The organism is Roseburia sp. OM04-10BH (genome assembly GCF_003462605.1).
Classification (GTDB): domain Bacteria; phylum Bacillota; class Clostridia; order Lachnospirales; family Lachnospiraceae; genus Roseburia_C; species Roseburia_C amylophila.
This window is the reverse complement of sequence record NZ_QTZI01000016.1, coordinates 35311-53757: the sequence shown is the minus strand read 5'-3', so window position 1 is coordinate 53757 and position 18447 is coordinate 35311. Positions and strand designations below refer to the sequence as shown.

The 18447-nt window shown below is 39.0% G+C and carries 19 protein-coding genes and 1 pseudogene; 4 read left to right on the top strand and 16 right to left on the bottom strand.

The window, feature by feature from the left end:
• Positions 1–342: 342 nt before the first annotated feature.
• From DXB43_RS13685 to DXB43_RS13660, 6 genes and pseudogenes are all read right to left on the bottom strand, one after another.
• Positions 343–819, bottom strand: a pseudogene (locus DXB43_RS13685) (lysine--tRNA ligase); the annotation flags it as partial.
• Positions 820–994: 175 nt separating this feature from the next.
• Entirely contained in the window at positions 995–2236 is a 1242-nt protein-coding gene (locus DXB43_RS13680; protein ID WP_117947824.1) for a tyrosine-type recombinase/integrase, read from the bottom strand.
• A gap of 37 nt (positions 2237–2273) precedes the next feature.
• Complete coding sequence (locus tag DXB43_RS13675; RefSeq protein ID WP_227700698.1) at positions 2274–2453, bottom strand: hypothetical protein; 180 nt, start codon at positions 2451–2453, stop codon at positions 2274–2276.
• A 101-nt stretch (positions 2454–2554) separates the two neighbouring features.
• Entirely contained in the window at positions 2555–2749 is a 195-nt protein-coding gene (locus DXB43_RS13670; RefSeq protein WP_006859228.1) for a DUF6462 family protein, read from the bottom strand.
• A gap of 443 nt (positions 2750–3192) precedes the next feature.
• The gene (locus DXB43_RS13665) at positions 3193–3441 is read right to left on the bottom strand and encodes a helix-turn-helix domain-containing protein (RefSeq protein ID WP_006859229.1); all 249 of its coding nucleotides are present in this window, start codon (positions 3439–3441) and stop codon (positions 3193–3195) included.
• Positions 3425–3865: a sigma-70 family RNA polymerase sigma factor gene (locus tag DXB43_RS13660; protein WP_117947823.1), complete on the bottom strand. Its 441-nt coding sequence runs from the start codon at positions 3863–3865 to the stop codon at positions 3425–3427. Before DXB43_RS13660 ends, DXB43_RS13665 begins: the two co-directional genes overlap by 17 nt.
• 525 nt (positions 3866–4390) lie before the next feature.
• Here DXB43_RS13660 and DXB43_RS13655 point away from each other — a divergent pair.
• The gene (locus DXB43_RS13655) at positions 4391–4741 is read left to right on the top strand and encodes a helix-turn-helix domain-containing protein (protein ID WP_171029199.1); all 351 of its coding nucleotides are present in this window, start codon (positions 4391–4393) and stop codon (positions 4739–4741) included.
• Positions 4742–4834: 93 nt separating this feature from the next.
• Here the strand turns inward: DXB43_RS13655 and DXB43_RS13650 are convergent, their stop codons facing one another.
• The gene (locus DXB43_RS13650; RefSeq protein ID WP_006859231.1) at positions 4835–5170 is read right to left on the bottom strand and encodes a hypothetical protein; all 336 of its coding nucleotides are present in this window, start codon (positions 5168–5170) and stop codon (positions 4835–4837) included.
• Positions 5171–5339: 169 nt separating this feature from the next.
• Here DXB43_RS13650 and DXB43_RS13645 point away from each other — a divergent pair, with 169 nt between their 5' ends.
• Positions 5340–5597 carry a helix-turn-helix domain-containing protein gene (locus tag DXB43_RS13645; RefSeq protein WP_006859232.1) on the top strand — a complete coding sequence of 86 codons (258 nt, stop codon included), beginning with the start codon at positions 5340–5342 and terminating at the stop codon, positions 5595–5597.
• Between the two features lie 21 nt (positions 5598–5618).
• On the opposite strand, the gene DXB43_RS13640 is transcribed toward DXB43_RS13645, so the two are convergent.
• The 6 genes from DXB43_RS13640 to DXB43_RS13615 all read right to left on the bottom strand — a co-directional run bounded on the left by DXB43_RS13640 (position 5619) and on the right by DXB43_RS13615 (position 10573).
• On the bottom strand, positions 5619–6128 hold the full coding sequence (locus DXB43_RS13640; protein WP_330417550.1) for a winged helix-turn-helix domain-containing protein: 510 nt from the start codon (positions 6126–6128) through the stop codon (positions 5619–5621).
• A gap of 372 nt (positions 6129–6500) precedes the next feature.
• Positions 6501–7079 carry a DUF6033 family protein gene (locus DXB43_RS13635; RefSeq protein ID WP_055264386.1) on the bottom strand — a complete coding sequence of 193 codons (579 nt, stop codon included), beginning with the start codon at positions 7077–7079 and terminating at the stop codon, positions 6501–6503.
• 44 nt (positions 7080–7123) lie between these two features.
• Positions 7124–7615, bottom strand: a complete 492-nt coding sequence (locus DXB43_RS13630) for a hypothetical protein (RefSeq protein WP_117947822.1) — start codon at positions 7613–7615, stop codon at positions 7124–7126.
• A gap of 18 nt (positions 7616–7633) precedes the next feature.
• The gene (locus tag DXB43_RS13625; protein WP_117947821.1) at positions 7634–8455 is read right to left on the bottom strand and encodes a hypothetical protein; all 822 of its coding nucleotides are present in this window, start codon (positions 8453–8455) and stop codon (positions 7634–7636) included.
• Positions 8445–9851, bottom strand: coding sequence for a sensor histidine kinase (locus DXB43_RS13620; protein ID WP_006859239.1), 1407 nt, complete (start codon positions 9849–9851; stop codon positions 8445–8447). Before DXB43_RS13620 ends, DXB43_RS13625 begins: the two co-directional genes overlap by 11 nt.
• A gap of 11 nt (positions 9852–9862) precedes the next feature.
• Positions 9863–10573 carry a LytR/AlgR family response regulator transcription factor gene (locus DXB43_RS13615; RefSeq protein ID WP_055264237.1) on the bottom strand — a complete coding sequence of 237 codons (711 nt, stop codon included), beginning with the start codon at positions 10571–10573 and terminating at the stop codon, positions 9863–9865.
• 483 nt (positions 10574–11056) lie between these two features.
• On the opposite strand from DXB43_RS13615, the gene DXB43_RS13610 reads away from it, so the two are divergent.
• Both DXB43_RS13610 and DXB43_RS13605 read left to right on the top strand, forming a co-directional pair.
• On the top strand, positions 11057–11398 hold the full coding sequence (locus DXB43_RS13610; protein ID WP_055061311.1) for a MobC family plasmid mobilization relaxosome protein: 342 nt from the start codon (positions 11057–11059) through the stop codon (positions 11396–11398).
• Positions 11347–12717 (top strand): relaxase/mobilization nuclease domain-containing protein, encoded by a 1371-nt coding sequence (locus DXB43_RS13605; protein WP_117947820.1) that lies wholly within the window; start codon positions 11347–11349, stop codon positions 12715–12717. Before DXB43_RS13610 ends, DXB43_RS13605 begins: the two co-directional genes overlap by 52 nt.
• Positions 12718–12764: 47 nt before the next feature.
• On the opposite strand, the gene DXB43_RS13600 is transcribed toward DXB43_RS13605, so the two are convergent.
• From DXB43_RS13600 to DXB43_RS15830, 3 genes are all read right to left on the bottom strand, one after another.
• On the bottom strand, positions 12765–13880 hold the full coding sequence (locus DXB43_RS13600; RefSeq protein ID WP_117947819.1) for a PDDEXK nuclease domain-containing protein: 1116 nt from the start codon (positions 13878–13880) through the stop codon (positions 12765–12767).
• 196 nt (positions 13881–14076) lie between these two features.
• The gene (locus tag DXB43_RS13595) at positions 14077–14286 is read right to left on the bottom strand and encodes a transposon-transfer assisting family protein (protein ID WP_330417893.1); all 210 of its coding nucleotides are present in this window, start codon (positions 14284–14286) and stop codon (positions 14077–14079) included.
• A 1-nt stretch (position 14287) separates the two neighbouring features.
• Entirely contained in the window at positions 14288–18346 is a 4059-nt protein-coding gene (locus DXB43_RS15830; protein ID WP_117947818.1) for a YodL domain-containing protein, read from the bottom strand.
• Between the last annotated feature and the right edge of the window lie 101 nt (positions 18347–18447).

Below are 18447 nucleotides of genomic sequence, written 5' to 3'. Positions count from 1 at the left end.
TGCAATAAAAATCAGCCCAAAAACATTAAACCATTCCATATTATCTACCATCACAAACTCTGATTTGTATTTCTGTTTGTTTTAAAAATGGGCAACTCCGATTGGAATTGCCCACTCATTGCACTAATTATGCGATTTTTTCTTGCTTGCACCGATTTCTGCATCAATTGATGTAAGTTTGATGTAAATCGCTGTTTTTTTAGTTTTTTATCAAATGAAGTACGTCCCGTCTATTTGGTAAAACGGTACATCTTTACATCACGTCGACTGGCGTCTCCGTGCGTTTTTCGCCTTATGTCGGTGTTCGCAAGCGCACACCGCCGCAAGGCTCAGTTTCTCATCTTAATAGAGCTTTGCACCTGCCGGAATGTGGTCATCTACCATCAGAAGATGAAGCTTTTCTTCGCCTTCTTCTTCATGAATAGCACTGAGGAGCATACCGCAAGAGTCAATGCCCATCATCGCTCTCGGTGGAAGATTTGTGATAGCGATAAGAGTCTTTCCAACCAGTTCCTCCGGCTCATAAAAGCTATGAATACCGCTTAAAATGGTTCTGTCTGTGCCTGTTCCGTCATCAAGAGTAAACTGTAACAGTTTCTTTGACTTCGGTACTGCAACACACTCTTTAACCTTTACTGCACGGAAATCTGACTTGCTGAATGTATCAAAGTCTACCATTTCCTCAAACAAAGGCTCAATCTTTACTTTAGAAAAATCAATCTTTTCAGACTCAGTTTTTACATTTTTTTCAGGTGCTTCAGAAGCTATATTATTTACATCATTTTTCTTATTTACACCATCTAAGGACTTCATCGTCGGGATTTCACATCAATTTAATTTACATTGACGCTTTTTCCTTTAATAAAGCCTTTTTCGGTGTTCCAACATTATCATAATAACATATTTATGCTGATTACACCACTTGAATTTGTCGTACTCTTGTCGTATGGCACACATTTTGTCGTACTCTCGTCAGTCCATGCCGGACTCTTTCCTAAAATACATCTAAATTGTGTGCTAAATTTTGAATTGCTTCCTGCTTTTTAGTATCGGTAACTTCCGCATAAATATCCATGGTTGTTTCGATATTTGCGTGTCCCATAATAGACTGAATTACCTTTAAGTTTGTTTCATTTTCGCAAAACCTTGAACAAAAGGTATGTCGCAAATGATGACATGAAAAATGTGGTATTACCACAGGCTCTCTGTGCTGTTTTGCAGCTTTTACCACTTCTTCTGCATTGTGTGCTTCATATATACGCTTGATTGCTCTGTTTACAGCTTGCGGATTATGGATATTGCCAAAACGATTCATAAAGATAAATCCTTTCATCCCATCAATCACTGTTTCATTAAATCCATGTTCCTTCTGGTCATCCAATTCCATCTGGAGTGCATCATAAACCGTATCCATCATCGGAATCGTGCGTATACCAGCTTCTGTCTTTGGAAGAGATACAGCAAATGAACATATCGGATGTTCTTTGAACTCTCTACTGTAATAAACCACGCTATGATTGATACTTATCGTCCTTTTTTCAAAATCAATGTCTTCCCATCGGATACCGATTGCTTCTCCAATTCGACAACCTGTTCCAAGTAGGAACTTAAAAAATGATGCCCAGTGGTAAAATGTAGGACTTTCATCAATATAGCGTATAAAGGCTCTCTGTTGTTCCACTGTCAAAGCGTGTCTCACACCATGATTTTTCCCCGGTTGCTTTTTAATCTGTGCCATTACTCCATCGCTTGGATTAACACGAATGATGTTATCACGCACAGCAAGCTGAAATGTCGGGTGTAAAACAGTATGAATTGTTTCTAGCGTATTTATCTGCATTTCCTTTTCTTTCAACAAATGCTGATAGAACTGCAATACATCAGAATACTTCACAGCGGCAATTTTCTTCTTGCCAAATCCACCTCGTATAAAGCGATCATACATATATTTATAGTTCCGCATTGTTGTTTCCCTCAACTCTGCCTTTGTCGATATATATCTGTCAAAAACAAAATTGATTGTAGATGTTCCGGCTGCATACGCATCCAACCCATCAAGCTGATCTTTCATCAGTTTAACTTCTCTCTCCCGCAATTCCATGATGTCCTTAGAATAGATGCTCCGGCGCTTTCCTTCCGGATCAACATAAGTATATACATACTTACCATCGCAACTGCGTTGAGTTTCGCCTTTTCTTAATACTCTCCCTTTGTTATCCTTTCTTGATTTCGCCATCTCGTCTCCTCTCTCAAGGAAAGAGATTTTGTACTAGCTACTCAGCCGGTTTATCCATTGCATACTGCATATCAATACCTCTTTGTAGCACCTGCGTTATGGTCATGTCATGTTTGGACGCATATCCTTTCAGTCTTGCAGCTTCTTCCTCCGTCAGTTTTAATCCGATAAGAGTTTTTTTAGGATTATCAGACTTCGGTCTACCTGTTCTAGCCACAATATACACCTCCATCCATTTCATAATCATTATACTTTCTGTTTAACCAAAAGTCAAGTGAATTTTGGTTAAACCAAAATCTTTTTCCTTGTCTGCAAAATTTATTTCACCCGAAATGACTCAAGATATTGGTCAAACACATCAAGGTCTACTAACACCATTCTGTCTATCTTCAGAATTGCTCCCGCATCTTTGGCAAGAGTCTGAAATTTATTCATACCCATGCTGTACATTTCTGCCCCTTCCTTATATCTGACCAGTCTTTTTTTATTTATTGCCTTTGGCATCCTCTGCATTACTCAAATCCTCCTTAAATTTAACACGCATTTTATCTGCCAATGACAACCTACAATTCACTTGCCGGCTCTCATCGGCAGATAAAAATGCAATACAGGTGGCAGGTCATTACTCTGCCCACATCGGTCTTGCACCGTCATTCAAATTGACCGGACTGCAAATTTCTTTACAATCCGGAAGTATCATTATTACAGATATGCTTCATCGCCCTGTGTTACTGCCACACATTTTGTCAGATTTTTCTCGCTCCATACCTTTGCTTCAATGTAATGTTTCAACATTTCTTCACGTTCACCCAAAAAAGAGCAGGTACATCTTTGCGAACCTACCTAGTGGCTCCACATATCCTCACGTCCTGTATGCAAATCAATATTCAGTTGTCAAGGTACAACGCTGCATCATTTCCAATCAATGAATAGAAAGGGAATTTTCTGACCGGATGCTATGCAACTTCAAAAGCCAATATTTTTGTAATCAGCTTGGTTTCCAATCTGCGGCGCAGCGTTTCATCAATGCAGTAATGCACCTGTCCGCTTTCGTCATATAACTTTCTGGTAGACAATTTGATTATGTATCCCTCATAGTGTTTTAACACTGTATTGATGGCACTTACATCGCCCTCTGATGCTGCCTTTATAATATGGAAAGGCAACAAATTTTCCTCATTTCTGCTTTTATACATCTTTTTCATCTGCTATTCCTTCCATGATCTGCTTCAAAATTTCAAGTGAGCGTGTCCTGTGTTCATGAATGGTACTGCGAACCAGATTCATTTCTCTTGCAATATCCGCATCGCTCATTTCCATAAAATATGAAAGTAAAATAACATTCCTTTTTCTTTCTGTAAGTTCCTTCAAAGCTTCAGCAATCAGGGTATTTTTTACTTCAATGTCATAGCCATGCACTTCAAAATGATGATATTCTGTTCCATACTCATCCATAGTAAATAATTTGCTCAACTCCTTTTCCGACAGTTCAGAGAATGTAACTTCGTGTTTCCTGCGATAGTCCATGTGTTTGTAATAATTTACAGCTTCGCCTTTTAATGCCATCTGGCATAACCGGTCAAACTGGTGCCGGATAGTCATTTCATCCTTAGAAGAAGGTTGCCCCATACGAGTTCACCTCCTCCCGTTCCGAATGCCAAGGCTTTTGCCCTTTTTCCCTTCCGGTGTATCTCCCAAATGAAACTGGAAAGATGTTCGGGTGGATTGAAAAATTTTTAGGAAAATTTTTCTGTATATAAAAAACGCCCTTATGGGCATATACCCACAGGACGCTGTTTATATCTGATATTAAATTTTCTCCACATTCTACGAGTGTATATAATGCACTTTCAATTGTAGAATTTGCCGCATTACTTAAAATGCGACCTATTTAGCTGTCCTTCCACGCAATGGGCAGGATAATATTTCCCAAATACAAAAATATCCTTTCAACGGTTCAGAATCCATAACTCTCCCAAACACATTCAAAGGATAAAAACATGAGAAAAAACCTTTGAATACTGCGTTTTTTTATATGCAATATCCAAAGTTTCTTATTTTATTTAAGTGCATTATTCCCCTCTTATATAGTGTGTTATTAGTTCATTTTCTTTTTAAATGGTGAACTATACACTATATACGGAGGTGCATGATATGGCTAAATCTAAGAAAATTGATAAAGACATGGGTTTTCGCCTGAAGAAAGCCAGATTAGACCAAAAGCTGACTTATGATGAGTTATCCGAAAAATCCGGTGTCTCATCAAGATATATCAAAGAGATTGAAAATCATGGCAATGTTCCAAGTCTTGAAAAACTCGGACAACTCATTCGTGCTTTACATATCTCTGCTGATCCGTTTTTTTATCCGGCAGCTCCAACCGATAATCTGGATTACCAAAGGCTGCTGGTTTATCTTTCAGAATGTACGGACGATCAGATCACCACTATTCTTGCACTTGTGGAAGCCTATCTTCGTACATATAAAACCCATGAGACAGAATAGCAGAAAGATTTCGATTTTTTCTGGATTGTTTCTGAATTATTCTGAAGAAAAACAGGGTGGAAATTCCATGATTAAACGCTCCACCCTGCTTACTTATTTCATTATTGTATTCAGTAACTCTTTTACCTTAACACTCTCTTTAACAATCCCAAGTCCAGCAAGTATCTGTACTGCATCTACTATCCCCTGATAATAGGCTCTCTGTTGTTCCTGAAAGTGTGCATGGTCTACAATATCCATATAGTTTTCTAAAAAATTTCTCTGCTCTGTAGAAAGGTCAGATAAGAATTTTTCATATTCCCGGTTTTCTTTTTTCAGTTCCTTATCCGCCTTCTTTGCTTCCTCCGTCTGTATGGAATACTCCCGTTCGCCTGCATCGCTTCGAAGCTCCTCAAAAACATCAGATAATCTTTCAAATACTTCATTCATTTTGTGTCCACCTTTCTCTAAATAAGTATTGCATTTTACAGGCAGTATTATCAATCCTAAAATTTCTTACAACAATATTTTTTCGTACTTCATCTTTAGAAGTATATTATCAAGATTATTCCGTAAAATCAATCATGTGGCACTTCATCTTTAGAAAGTTGGTGATGATATGAAAATTTACTGGAATAAAGAAAGCAATTCCAAAAATCTGATAGGTCAGAGAGTAAAGGAATTGCGAACTGAAAGGCAGCTATCGCAAAAAGCACTGGCAGAACAGCTCCAGCTTGCCGGATATGAATTTAGCGATTTGACCGTATTACGAATAGAACAAGGGACACGCTTTGTACCGGATTATGAAGTGGTTGCCCTTGCTGAATTTTTTCATGTATCTTGTGAATATCTTTTAGGTGTCAGAAATGAAAAATAAGCAGTGATCTGTATTTGTTCTTTACAGACCGCTGCTTAAATTTTTGTTGAAACGATAGCCTACACCCCATACCGTCTGTATGTAAACAGGCTTGCTCGGGTTATCCTCTATCTTTTCTCGTATGTTGCGTATATGGCTCATGACGATGTTGTAATCGCCGGAATAGGATTCCTTCCAGACAATATCATAAATCTGCTCCTTGCTGAACACTCTGCCTGGATTGTTGGCTAACAGATAAAGGATTTCAAACTCTGTAAATGTCAAATCTATTTCCTGTTTCTGTTTTCTTACCGAACGATTTATATCATCTATTTCCAATCCATTAAAACTCAAATTCGTTTTTGTATTTTCAATTACTTGAAATGCTCTTACTCCCATACTGACACAGGATATTATATGATTCAGAATTTCTTCCTCACTATCTTCAAATGTCAGAACTAGCATTTTCCCATACACATCACCTGCCTTATTACTTTTATCTACTGCTAAAGCTCTGGTCAATACAAAAGAATGATTTCCATATCCAGCCAAGCAGTACGTTATCTGCTGTTTGGTTTTTCTTATTTATCCTATATACTATAACGAAAATTATTTTTCCGGTTGTTCCAAACTGCTTCCTGATGTTTTCAGATTAAAAGCTTCTCTATCCTTAATTCTGTATTCTTGATATTAGATGTAAGTACTCTATTGTTTGGATTCACATAATAAGATTTTATATTAATCATTGTTTCCCTCCTATTTTGAAATATTTTGTTTTTTACAGTAAAACAAATCCTGCATTAACTTATTTCCTAAAATCATAAATTTTTTTTCTGAATATTATCCTTTTATGCCAATCCCCTGTCAGTCAGAATTGCCTATGCTTCCTCGTTATGAGTCCAAGCATTCTCTTTTTTACAATATTTATGAAATACTCTTCCTTTTATATTCCGTTGCCATAATCTGCATAATAGATTCCAAATTATTTTCTGTTGCTTGATAATTTGTATCACTATACTTTTGAAACGATTCACTTATCGACATTTCATTTACTATTTTTTTATCCTTTTCATTTCCTATTTCATTCGGATAACCCTCCAGCCAATAAAGTGTGCTTCCGTCCGGATATATTATCATTCCAGCGCTTTTTACCGGCGGCGATAAAGCTTGTATTTCTTTCTGAGATTCAGAACTGCAAAATTCTTCAATTTTACTCAGCACGCTCTTCTTCAAAGCTGGATCACTCTCCATTTTTGATAATGTTTCCGGGGAAATTATGACATGATTTGTACCTCTCATATCATATTCATCAAGCAACTGCTGACAACTTACTATGCTACCCACATTTAATGTTACATTATAGCTATTACCAATTTCTCTTGCTAATTCTCCACCTGTGATTTTTTCAAACACTTCCCTAAAGTCATTTCCTGTATTTCTTACCACATTAACATTTTCCTGCATTGTAATACTACTTAATATTCCAAGTGCCTGTATATCCATGATTTTTTCAACCTTTCTGCAATTCCTCTGTCAGTCTGAATTGCCTATGCACTTCTGCCTGTCATAGCAGAATATATACCAACTTCTTTTATGTATCGCATATAAGTATCCATTGACCTCTCCGAAATCGCCTTCTCTCCACCTACATCTGGCTCTAATGTGGCAACTATCTCACCATTATCATCAAAAACCAGTGTACATTTTTTTACAGGCGGATTAAGTGTCTGCATCGTTAGTTTGAATTTATCGCTGCTATAATCTGCAAGCATATCATAAACTTTTTGTCTTAATGCTGTATCTGTATTCATTTTATATAGCACATCACTTGGAATATAACACTCAAAATAGCCATTTGCAGCTCCCACATCAATATGAAATTTATTATATATATCTTCTTTTACACAGTTTATCTGCTGTTCTCTAAGAGTTCCGTAAAAATCCTTTTCTACATTTATATCACCTTCAATAGTATTCACATTTTGTTTTTGCACAATTGCTGTTATATTACTCAGCATTCCAAGTGCCTGTATATCCATACTTTTAAACCTCCTCGTTTAAAGCTTTTGACTTTCTATCACGCTCTTACTAAATGTACTTATTGTGTCCTCGTAGGCTGACACACCCATCGGCTGAAAAGCTGATATATTTGTTCTATCCTGTCCACTTTGCACACTCTCAATAAGAAAGCTTTGTAATCTCTGCTGACTAACCAACTGACTGTTTAAATAATTTGCCCATGCTAGTTCTTTTTGTGCTCTCGCCTTTTCCTGTGCCTCCTTTATTTGTTCTGCTATAATTTCTTCAAATTCTTCATGGCGTTTCTCCCACCATGATTCTTCATCATCTGATAAGTCATCCGAGTTACTGTCACTTTTTACGGGTATACCTTCACCATAGCATTCTTCCGGCGAAGCACCAATGACTTGAAAACCAATCATTTTCGATCCCATTATGCCATTTGTGGAATACATCTTTCTTACCATATTCATGACAGTATTTTCCCATTCTGGATCACTTTTCATCTTTTCAAATGCTTCATCTGTAATAATCAGTGAACCTCCAACACATGTGGAACGATACCATCCGCTCACAGGCATCTGAGACATTTCATTCATAACCCATTGCTTATATTCGTCCATTGTCATTTCCTCTTTGGTCTTATTGGAAATAGAACTATCATATGTAAAGCCACTATAATTTGGTGGCTGCGAAATAACCATATCCCCCGCCCATGCAGAGGTAGTTGATGTTGTGCTCTGTCTTTCCTCTGCCTTTTGTACTTCACTTGCAAAATTGCCTTCCCCTGTTGTTTTCATACTGCTGTTCATATAAGCGTAGGCAGTTGCGCCAATACCATTTACACCACTAATACTCATTTTCTGTTCTCCTTTCTTGTAACAATATTGTTACACTAAACTCATTTTTCTTTACCTTAATATCTAAATCTCCCATGTACTTCTCTACTTCTCTCTTTACATTGGATAATCCTATTCCATGTAAGGAAATATCTTTTTCTTTATCGGAAACTGGAAGATTTGTATTGCTATCAAACTTGATTTCCCCGTCAAAAGAATTTCTTACTTCTATCAGAAAAAATTTTCTTTTTTGTTTTCCAGACAGCGTAATATATCTTTCCCCCGTATTCATTTTTTCACAGGCTTCAAGTGCATTTTGCAACAAATTGTTGACGATAATTCCAATATCATACGCATCATATCTGTCTGATACCGGATAAGAGAACTCCGATTGAAATTGTACTCCCTGTTTGCTTGCTGCTTTCTGCTTATCATTTACAATCACATCCGTAACAGCATTGCCTGTCTGAATAGTTATCTCAAACACATTCATACTCTCATCCATTTTTGACAGATATTGTTGCATATCCTCATAATTGCCACTCTCCATAAGTCCCTTGATATTCGTCAAATGATTTCTCATTTCATGCTTCATCTGCCGTATTCCGTTATAAAACTGCTCTACTTCCTCCATTCGCTCCTGTATTGAATGAACCTGTTGTTCTTCAATAAAATGCTTTTTCTTTTCTTCCTGAAGTTTTTCCATCTCCTGATAGGACACTATTGTGATTAAAATTCCTGCATAGAATAAAATTGCAATTACTGGCACTATTCCCAGAAATATTGGATATTGTTCATAAAGTTGAAAAATCAAATCATCTTTCACCACTATCCAAAGCCGGACAATAATATTTCCAAATAAAATTGCCACTATCGGTGTCAAAATCAGATAGCACAATTCCCTTATTTGCAGTTCTATCTTTTGTTTTCCTAATCGGTGTCCAACAACAAAAAGCATAATTAAAAACAAGAAGATTCTAAATGCGGCAATAAAAATGTAATTCAATGATGCATTACGAAAAATATCCTCTACTAATGTTTTTTCCTGCACCCAATATCTGCTTGTAAAGAAATCTATACTTTCCACAATCAGCATACTTAAATTTCTAATGCAGAAAAATATAATCCCCATAAAAAATGTAAAATTTCTATTCATGCCTAAATAGCCAGAAGATGCCGTCAATAAAATTATTACAATCATCAAACCTAACCACCCATAAGCAGGAACAAAGTTTCCAATAAGGGATATGGCTATATAACTTCCAAAAACTATTAGTATCTTTTTTAATTTACTTCCCTGTCGTTCTTTCTTTTCTGTCATAAATGGATAGAAAAAAGCTGTCAGACAGACTGCATATAAAAAAGTTTCAATTCCGCCTATTATATTTTGGAACAACACAAACTCTGTTTCACTCATCCGCTGTCCTCCTACTGCATATACCGGAGATATGCTTTTACAAAGTCCGGATATTTATATTTTGAAATCAGCAGCTTATCTCCATTGACAAGCGTTACTTCTGTCTTGTTGTACTCATCTATGCAGGCAAGATTGACTAAATATCCCTTATGAATACGGAAAAACTGACCCTGCAATTCTTCTTCCAAATCTCCGAGCTTTGCATAATATTCCAGTTCTTCCTCATTCATATGAATTACAACTTTGTGGCTCTGGCTTTCCAGATAGTAAATATGATCTAACGGTATAGCCTTGCTCGTATTGGCATATTGGATAACCAGCGTTTTCTTCTGCTGCTCCGCTTCTGATATAATCTGTTCGGCTGCCCGCCGGAAAACTTGGGCAAATCTCTGTTCATCAATAGGCTTTAACAGGTATTGAAATGCTCCTACATCAAAAGCATCATAGACATATTTTTCATAGCCTGTAACAAATATAATAATTGGCTGCTTTGTAAGCTCCGTTGCCCTGATCTGTTTTGCCATGCTCATACCGTCCATACCGGACGCAACGCTTTTCATTTCAATATCCAGAAACAGCAAATCATGCTCCTTTTGATCTGACAGGTATTCATCAGTGGAAGCATACTCTGTGATTTCACATTCTATGTTCTGTTTCCTGACAAGTGATGAAAGATAGGTTCGTATGTTCTTTTCATCATCACATATTGCAATTCTTATCATGTTCCACCTCTTTTTTCTTTTCGATTATTATATCGGAAATTATATAAAAATTTCTGAAGCCGATAGCGCAAATGGACAGTTTAATAGCGCAAGTGGACAAAAAATAGCTAAAGTAATTCTATCAGCCCAAGATATGTGTTCCAATCAGATTGCCTAAGCAATCGGAACACCGACACACCCTTTTGGAGTGTCGAAAACACACATAGCAAGCACTGCCTGTGTCATGACACAGGCGAAATTCCCCGCACTTTCCTACCGTCTGTGTTGGTGAATTTCCATAGGGAAGTATCCCTAACCCTCTTTTAGTTTTCTTCAGTTCTTCAGTTCTGCACCTGAATACCTTGACCTTTCCTGCCGCTTTTGCTACAATTTGCTGTGGATAGTTATACCCAAAACTGAACAAAACTTGAAACAAACTGTTGTAAAAATCGAACATTTTACAGCAGTTTTTTTGTACCCAAAACCAGAAAGGAAGTGACAGAAATGGCAAAGCGAAACCGAACCACCCCGGTACAATTTTATCTAAATGATGATGAGCAGTACATCCTCCATACCAAATTCAAAGCATCCGGCATGAAGAGTATGTCTGCCTTCCTGCGTAAGCTCATTTTGTATGGATATGTATACGATGTCGATTACAGTTACCTACGAAATTACAATACGGAACTGGGACGTATTAGCTCCAGTTTGAACCAAATCGCAAAGCGGGTAAACAGCACCGGAAACATTTATCAGGAGGACATAGACGAAGTGAAGGAGTTGATGAATAAAGTATGGCATACACAAAAATCCATGCTATCAAAGCAACCGTTGATAAAGCCATAGAATATATCTGCAACCCGGACAAAACCGACGAACAAATCTATGTTTCGTCTTATGCGTGTGCGCCCGAAACTGCGGCGATCGACTTTAAATATACACTTGACCATTGCAGGGAAAACAGTCCCAACAAAGCCTATCATCTCATACAGGCTTTTGCTCCGGGCGAGGTCGGTTATGAGGAAGCGCACCGCATCGGAAAAGAGCTTGCAGACAAGGTTTTAGAGGGGCAATATTCGTATGTTGTCACCACGCATATTGATAAGGGGCATATACACAACCATATCATCTTTTGTGCGGCTGACAATATTGAATATAACAAATACCATGACTGCACACATACCTACCACCGCATCCGCCACTTGAGTGATGAGTTGTGTAAGGAACACAATCTTTCTGTCATCATTCCCGGCGGTGAACGTGGCAAAAAATACAAGGAATGGCAGTCTGATCAGAATGGTTCGACCTGGAAAACACAGCTCAGACGGGACATCAATTTTTGTATCAAATCGGCTTTCTCTTACGAAGAATTTCTGCTTCTAATGCGGGCAAAAGGTTACGAAATCAAAGGGGAAACTTTTGGAGAAAATGCTGCGAAATATATTTCTTTCCGACCTCTGGACAAGGAGCGTTTTGTCCGTGGCAGTACGAGGTCTTTAGGGAAAGAATACACAAAGGAACGTATCCGGGAACGCATCGAAAAGAAACGGGAACGAAAGGCAGTGATCCCGAAAAAGGACTACTCCGCCCGCAGGATCATTGACACCTCGGACGAGAAATTCCAGAACAGTCCCGGACTGCAACAGTGGGCGGCAATCGAGAATCTAAAGATCGCCGCACAAAGCTATAATGAAGCTGGTTCTCTCTCCGATCTGGAGCATAAAATTACTGTAAAAGCCGAAGTGGGCAAGTCCGCCAAACAGAGCGTTGTGGAACTGGAACACCGCATGAAAAACCTTGCGGAAATCATCAAATATGCCGAGCAGTACAGAGACAACCGCTCCTATCATATCGCTTACAAGAAAGCCAAGAACCCGGACGCTTATTTCCGCAGATACGAGAGCCAGATCATCCTATATGGTGGAGCAAGGCGTGTGCTTGAGCAGGCAGGCATCAAGCTAAAAGGATTGAATGTAGATAAGCTGCAAGCCGAATATCAGGCATTGGAAACGCAGAAAAAAGAACTGACCGCAACCTACAAGAGCTGTGAAAAAGAGGTGCGGGATTTGAAGCGGAAACAGGAAAATCTTAATCGTTATCTCGGACGGACACAAACCGATCCGGTGCAGGCACAACAGACCAAAAACAGAAATCACAGCTTATAAAAATGGGGGGAGAATCCTATCCCATAGATAGCACTCTCCCCTCTAAATCAATTTTGTTCTTCATCTAACCATTCTTTTAATTTTTTCTGTAACAGTTTCTTATCCGGCAAATATAATTTATACTCTTTTGCATAAATATTAGCATTTTCCGGAAGTGTCAAATCTACCAGAGCCTCATCACTTTGCTTGCAGAGTAAAATACCTATTGTTGGATTTTCTCCCTCAATTTTTTCATAGCGATCATAATAATTTACATACATCTGCATCTGTCCTAAATCCTGATGTGTAAGCTCATCAATCTTAAAATCAATCAAAACATAACACCTTAAAAGCCTGTTATACAGAACCAGATCAACATAAAAATTTTTGTCATTAAATGTAAATCTCTTTTGCCGCTGTTCAAAGAGAAAGCCTTTTCCTAATTCAAGAAGGAATTTCTGCATTTTTCCTATTACGGCTGATTCCAAATCACTTTCATGGTATGATGCTTTATCCTCCAGTCCTGCAAATTCCAATACATATGGCGTATGTAAAATATCTTCCGGTTTCTGCGGAATAGCTCCTTCATTTGCCAAACGCATCACATCATTTTTATCCCTGCTCAGTGCAAGTCTTTCATATAAACTGGAATGGAATTGTCTTTTCAGGGTACTTACATTCCAGTTAGACCGTATTGCTTCCTTCTCATAGAAATCTCTTTCATCCTTATCTTCTATACGCATAAGAATCTGATAATGCGTCCAGCTCAACTTAAATGGTATTTTTTTGTATGCCGTTTCTAATTGTCCAATTCCTGATTGGACAATTCCAAAAGCCTGTTCAAATTGTCCAATTCCCGATTGGATAATTTCATCTTCTCTATCTTTGTAAGCCATGTAAAATTGACGCATTCCAGCAACATTGCTTCTTGAAAAACCTCTGCCATATTCTTCTGTCAGATATGATGACAAAGAATCCAAGACTTTTGCTCCATATTTTGCTCTTTCTGAACCCTGCTGTTCCTGCTCGATAATATATCTTCCAAGCAGAAAACTGGTAAGAACTGTAATTGCATTTGCCATTTGTCCCATATTACTTCTGGCACTGTCAATCAGCTTTTTTGATTTATCAAATAAATTTTGAAATTCGTTACTTTCTATTATTTCTAATTTTTCATTTTTCACACTAGAACCTCCAAACTGTCTATAATTGTCAGGTATTTTCTAAAATAGAAACATTCATTTTTCATCTGATCTCATGACTCATACCGAAATTATACCTTACCCCATGATTTTTCTCAATCAATTTTATATGCCAAAAATTTGCCAAAATAAAAAAGCAGGTAGCCAGCCATTGCAACTGACTACCCACTCGATACTGCTATTCTTCTACCGCTTCTAATGAATTTTTCGCAAATTCCTTATCTGTCATGCCATCCAACTTTCTCAACACCTGCCTAGAAAGATCTTCCATATCGCTGTCCTTTATGTACGGCATTATCCATCTGATTTTTTCCATCATCTTCATTCTGTTCTGTGTCTCAAAAACACACATGAAATTGATTTCTTCTACTGTGAATTTATTCATCATCCTACATCTCCCTATGTGAATTTTTTGATTTTTCCAGTTCCTTCGTATCCTTATTGTTTCCCTGTGCCACTTCCTTCTGTTTGGCTGCAAGTCGCTCTTTTAGGGAAGAACGTGCCTGAGGCTTTTCCTGCTGTTCTTTTTTTTCTTCCTCACGATTGAATTTCTCCACGCCATTGTTCAGCCTGTCATCAATCATGTTGTAATTCTGTTCCTCAATCTCCTCGATTTTGGCAAGTGGCTTATATTCTGCCAGCTTTGCAAGCAATTCCTTTGCCTGTCTTTCGCTGTCTGCATCTATCCCCTCATCAATAGATGTCTGCAAAAAAATTTGTAATGGCTTTACATTGCCACTTCTTATATCATTTGCAATCATCTGAACCTGTGCTTCCCTGTCCGGCACCGAATCTCTGTATTCAAAAGTGTCAATATCATAGGATAACTGGTCAAGCTCTGCCGCAAGTGTCTGTATCTTCTGCTCTTTTGTCTCCATATCAATCACATCTTTCTCCGGATATGCCGCAATCAGCTTTTTAATTGCGTCCTGCACCTTTGGTGTATCACGAAGCTCCGGTGTATAATTCAGGAAATCCACATCAATTCTCTTGCCGCTTACAATGTCTGCCTGCTCATCTTCCCATTCTTCAGTCCCCTCGATGTGCATATTTACACCAATAGAAGGAATCCCATGCATACGGGAAGGATCAATGGCATTGTAAAGTTTCATAGCTTCCTCTATCGTTTCAATGCCCTCATGGTATTCACCCATATTATGAAATTCCCCACACTCCGCAACGGTAAATGTGATATGGACTGTCTCTGGTTCAATTACAGGCTCTTTTTCCAGTTCAGAAAGCACTTTTTCTTCTGATACAAGTGCGTTTTGTTCCTGCACCAATTCTCTCCCCTGCGTGACAAGCTGATTGTTGATCTGCTCCTGCTGTGCCTTCTCCTGCAGGTAGGTTTCCACCTCCGGAAGATATGTCTCTAGTGTTCCGGTTCTACCCTCTGTAATCGGGTTAATATCCACCTGAATACCTGCGATATAAATGCTGTCCTCATGTAGCATATTGAAAAGGTCATCTTCTCTGGTTGAGCCTGTGTATTCCACAACTACATCCAAATCCGAATTTTCCTGCTCAATACCTCTGCATCGGCTTCCGGATACCACCACATCAACAATCTGTGCATCCAGTCCATACTCGTCTATCTGCGACTGTACATAGGCATATACCGTTTTTTCTATATCGTCCGCACTCTGTCCGTCCAGACTATGAAACAGTTCTTCCGTCTTTGCCCGGAAATCTGCAACCACATCCGGATTGTTCTCTCTAAATTCTGCCTGCTTTGCTTCTAAATCTGCCTGTTCCACTTCCTCGGCTTTCTCCGAAAGTTCCACAAAATCAACAATCTCTGCTTCGGAACCTGCATACACTTCACCCTGCAAATATTCGTCACGATAATACTGCTCTGTGACTGATGAAAAGCGTGGTTCTTTCAGATCTGCAATTACCATATCCATTGCTCTTTGAATCGTAATATCCGGATTGTCATAAACACCGCCATCTAGCAAGTGATACTGTTCATTCAGAATGGAGTAATCGTATCCTTCATCACATTCATGCATAAGGATATAACGGTCTGCGATATGTACCGCAAGCTCTGTCTGTATTTCGTTCTCCTTGCCTTCCAATGTCAGCATAAATTTCGGCAGTTCCGTAAATCCAAAAGAATCAACAAAGTGTGCGCTGTTCTCGCCATCCTCATGCAATACTACAATGTCGCTGACTGAAAGCGAATGAGCCTTATAATCTGCCGGGTGGTCAATATTGAACTTTGTATAGATTGCTTCCAATGTTTCCGACTGTGTCTGTCCCTGCAATTCCGTCAGTTCTCCCATATACACGAGCTTATAATTTTCCGGCAATACAGCATCAAAATTATCTTTGGTTATTCTCATACGCTTCAGGCTTTCCGTTCCTTCAAAGCGAAACTTATCCAGTTCAGGATCATCCTTCAACTGATAAATGCCATATTTATCGGTATTTCCATACAAAAGCTGTGCTTCCCTGTTGGAATCACTCTCTGAAAGTTCTTCCTGCATCATCTGGAGCTTTCGTTCATTCAGCCAGTCCCCTTTTTCAATGCCACACATCCCGTCATGTTCTGTAATCTGTTTTCTATCGGATACAGTAGTCTCGGAACCGTCCGTATGCAGAAGATACACAGGCAAATCATGATCAAATAGTTCTATTGCCCTTTCCTGTGTCAGAGGAAACATTTCATTCCATGTATAGCCATATTCCTGCATTTCAGATACACCTACCATGCTATCCGGAAGTGCGTCGATTTCCGCCTCTGCATCAATCATTGCTAATGCAACATCCTGATTTCCATCCACTTCCTGTGCATAGATATGTTCTGCAAGCTCCCTGGTTTTTTCAATGTTCCCCAGCTTGTAGGCATAATTTACAATCAAATTTCTTTCAGCCTCGGAAAAGGCAGGCTGTCCATGTTCCAATCGGTTAATGATATGCTCTGCATGTTGCATGACAGACAGTTCCTCCACATCCGTCAGACCTGCATCAAAATCGTATTCATAATCCCAAAAATCCGGCATATTTCCATTTAATCCCTTACTACTGGACGCAAGTAACGTGATTTTCGCTCCCTGCTTTTCCATATATGAAAGGTAATTGCCATCCCATTCATTTTCATAAAGAGAAGCCATATCTTTAAGAATTTTCCCGACATCTTCCCTCGATATATTTGTGATTTTCAAGACCTCCCATTCGCTTTCAAAGACGGAAGCGAACTTAACAACCACATCATCGGCATTGATCGGCTCCATTGCCTTATCATAGATCGCCTTTCTCTCCTTCATATCAATCAGCTCATCTGTATCTGTGTTATAACGCACATCCAGATGATACTCTCCGTACTCTCTGGAATCCTGATTGCCGATTTCCGTTGTCCATGCACCCCTGCTTTCCAAATATGCCTGTATGCTCAACTTGTCATCGTCTGTCATTTCTGACAATGCCTGCATCAGTTCCGGTCTGTCCATGCCATATACATCAAGCAGACTGAACTCTGAAAGGTCAGTATTCTGTATGAGGAGAATACTTTCCTTTGTCTGTTCCTGTGATACTTCCCTGTTCCTTTGTAATTCCTGTAATTGTTCCTCTATCCCGGTAATCAACTCCGAAGCTGTCCTCCGTATCGTATCCATGGAAGCTCTCAGTTCCTTGGTATCTCTGCCACTGCTCCATCCGGCAATATATCCAAAGGAATAATCGGAAGTGTCCACTCCAAAATGCTGACATACTGTATAAGCTATGCTCTCAGCTTCCACTTCTTTGGTATTGCGGTCTTTTTTCATCTGCTCATCTTGCTCCACTTCCTTGCTGTGCAGCTTGGAGTGAGCCACCTCATGGATCATGGTCTTTAAGGTCTGGCCCTCGCTCATGTTTTCCTGCACCGCAATCCGCTTTGCTTCCCTGTCATAGTAGCCTTTGGAATCTCCGGCTATCTCCTCCAGTTCAATCGGTACTGGTGAAATGGCTTCTACTGCACGAATCATATCCTGATACCCTTCCACATCTGAAAGAAGCTCCTTTGCCGCAAGTTCCGGTATCGGCTTTCCGTCTGTCTGCGCCACATCAAAAACGGATACTGCCCGGAATGCCGGAATTGTTATCTCGACTTCTTCTTTCTGCGGATTTCCGTCCTTATCAAGTAAAAGTTCTTGTGTGACCGGATCAATCTTGTCCCTCTCCTCTTTGATTTTATAGGGTGCCGGGGCAAGGATACGAATACCCTTTTCCCCCTTCTTAACGTGCCTGTCAAAATTCTTCTGCCAAGCCTTGAATCCGGCCACTAACGTAGCGTCTGGCTTTTGCATCGCAATTAACATAGTATTGTTAAAGCTGTAATTATGGAATTTTGACATGGTATTCAGATAAGTCTTGTACTTCTCGCTTTCAAAAAGCTCCTTGATACCCTGCTCTAGCTTCTCCGTTATTTCCTGTACTTTCTGTTTTTCTGTTTTAGATTCTGCCATAGTATTTCCTCCATCTGCTTATTTTTTGCATGACAAAAGGCAGCCATTATTGACTGCCTTTGCATAACTACGATATTCACTTATAAACCTTTATCATTACT

Excerpts from the sequence above, each read along its gene's own strand:
- DXB43_RS13680 (WP_117947824.1), bottom strand. The coding sequence starts at position 2,236 with ATGGCGAAATCAAGAAAGGATAACAAAGGGAGAGTATTAAGAAAAGGC.
- DXB43_RS13670 (WP_006859228.1), bottom strand. The coding sequence starts at position 2,749 with ATGCAGAGGATGCCAAAGGCAATAAATAAAAAAAGACTGGTCAGATAT.
- DXB43_RS13665 (WP_006859229.1), bottom strand. The coding sequence starts at position 3,441 with ATGAAAAAGATGTATAAAAGCAGAAATGAGGAAAATTTGTTGCCTTTC.
- DXB43_RS13660 (WP_117947823.1), bottom strand. The coding sequence starts at position 3,865 with ATGGGGCAACCTTCTTCTAAGGATGAAATGACTATCCGGCACCAGTTT.
- DXB43_RS13655 (WP_171029199.1), top strand. The coding sequence starts at position 4,391 with ATGGCTAAATCTAAGAAAATTGATAAAGACATGGGTTTTCGCCTGAAG.
- DXB43_RS13650 (WP_006859231.1), bottom strand. The coding sequence starts at position 5,170 with ATGAATGAAGTATTTGAAAGATTATCTGATGTTTTTGAGGAGCTTCGA.
- DXB43_RS13645 (WP_006859232.1), top strand. The coding sequence starts at position 5,340 with ATGAAAATTTACTGGAATAAAGAAAGCAATTCCAAAAATCTGATAGGT.
- DXB43_RS13635 (WP_055264386.1), bottom strand. The coding sequence starts at position 7,079 with ATGGATATACAGGCACTTGGAATATTAAGTAGTATTACAATGCAGGAA.
- DXB43_RS13630 (WP_117947822.1), bottom strand. The coding sequence starts at position 7,615 with ATGGATATACAGGCACTTGGAATGCTGAGTAATATAACAGCAATTGTG.
- DXB43_RS13625 (WP_117947821.1), bottom strand. The coding sequence starts at position 8,455 with ATGAGTATTAGTGGTGTAAATGGTATTGGCGCAACTGCCTACGCTTAT.
- DXB43_RS13620 (WP_006859239.1), bottom strand. The coding sequence starts at position 9,851 with ATGAGTGAAACAGAGTTTGTGTTGTTCCAAAATATAATAGGCGGAATT.
- DXB43_RS13615 (WP_055264237.1), bottom strand. The coding sequence starts at position 10,573 with ATGATAAGAATTGCAATATGTGATGATGAAAAGAACATACGAACCTAT.
- DXB43_RS13610 (WP_055061311.1), top strand. The coding sequence starts at position 11,057 with ATGGCAAAGCGAAACCGAACCACCCCGGTACAATTTTATCTAAATGAT.
- DXB43_RS13605 (WP_117947820.1), top strand. The coding sequence starts at position 11,347 with ATGGCATACACAAAAATCCATGCTATCAAAGCAACCGTTGATAAAGCC.
- DXB43_RS13595 (WP_330417893.1), bottom strand. The coding sequence starts at position 14,286 with ATGATGAATAAATTCACAGTAGAAGAAATCAATTTCATGTGTGTTTTT.
- DXB43_RS15830 (WP_117947818.1), bottom strand. The coding sequence starts at position 18,346 with ATGGCAGAATCTAAAACAGAAAAACAGAAAGTACAGGAAATAACGGAG.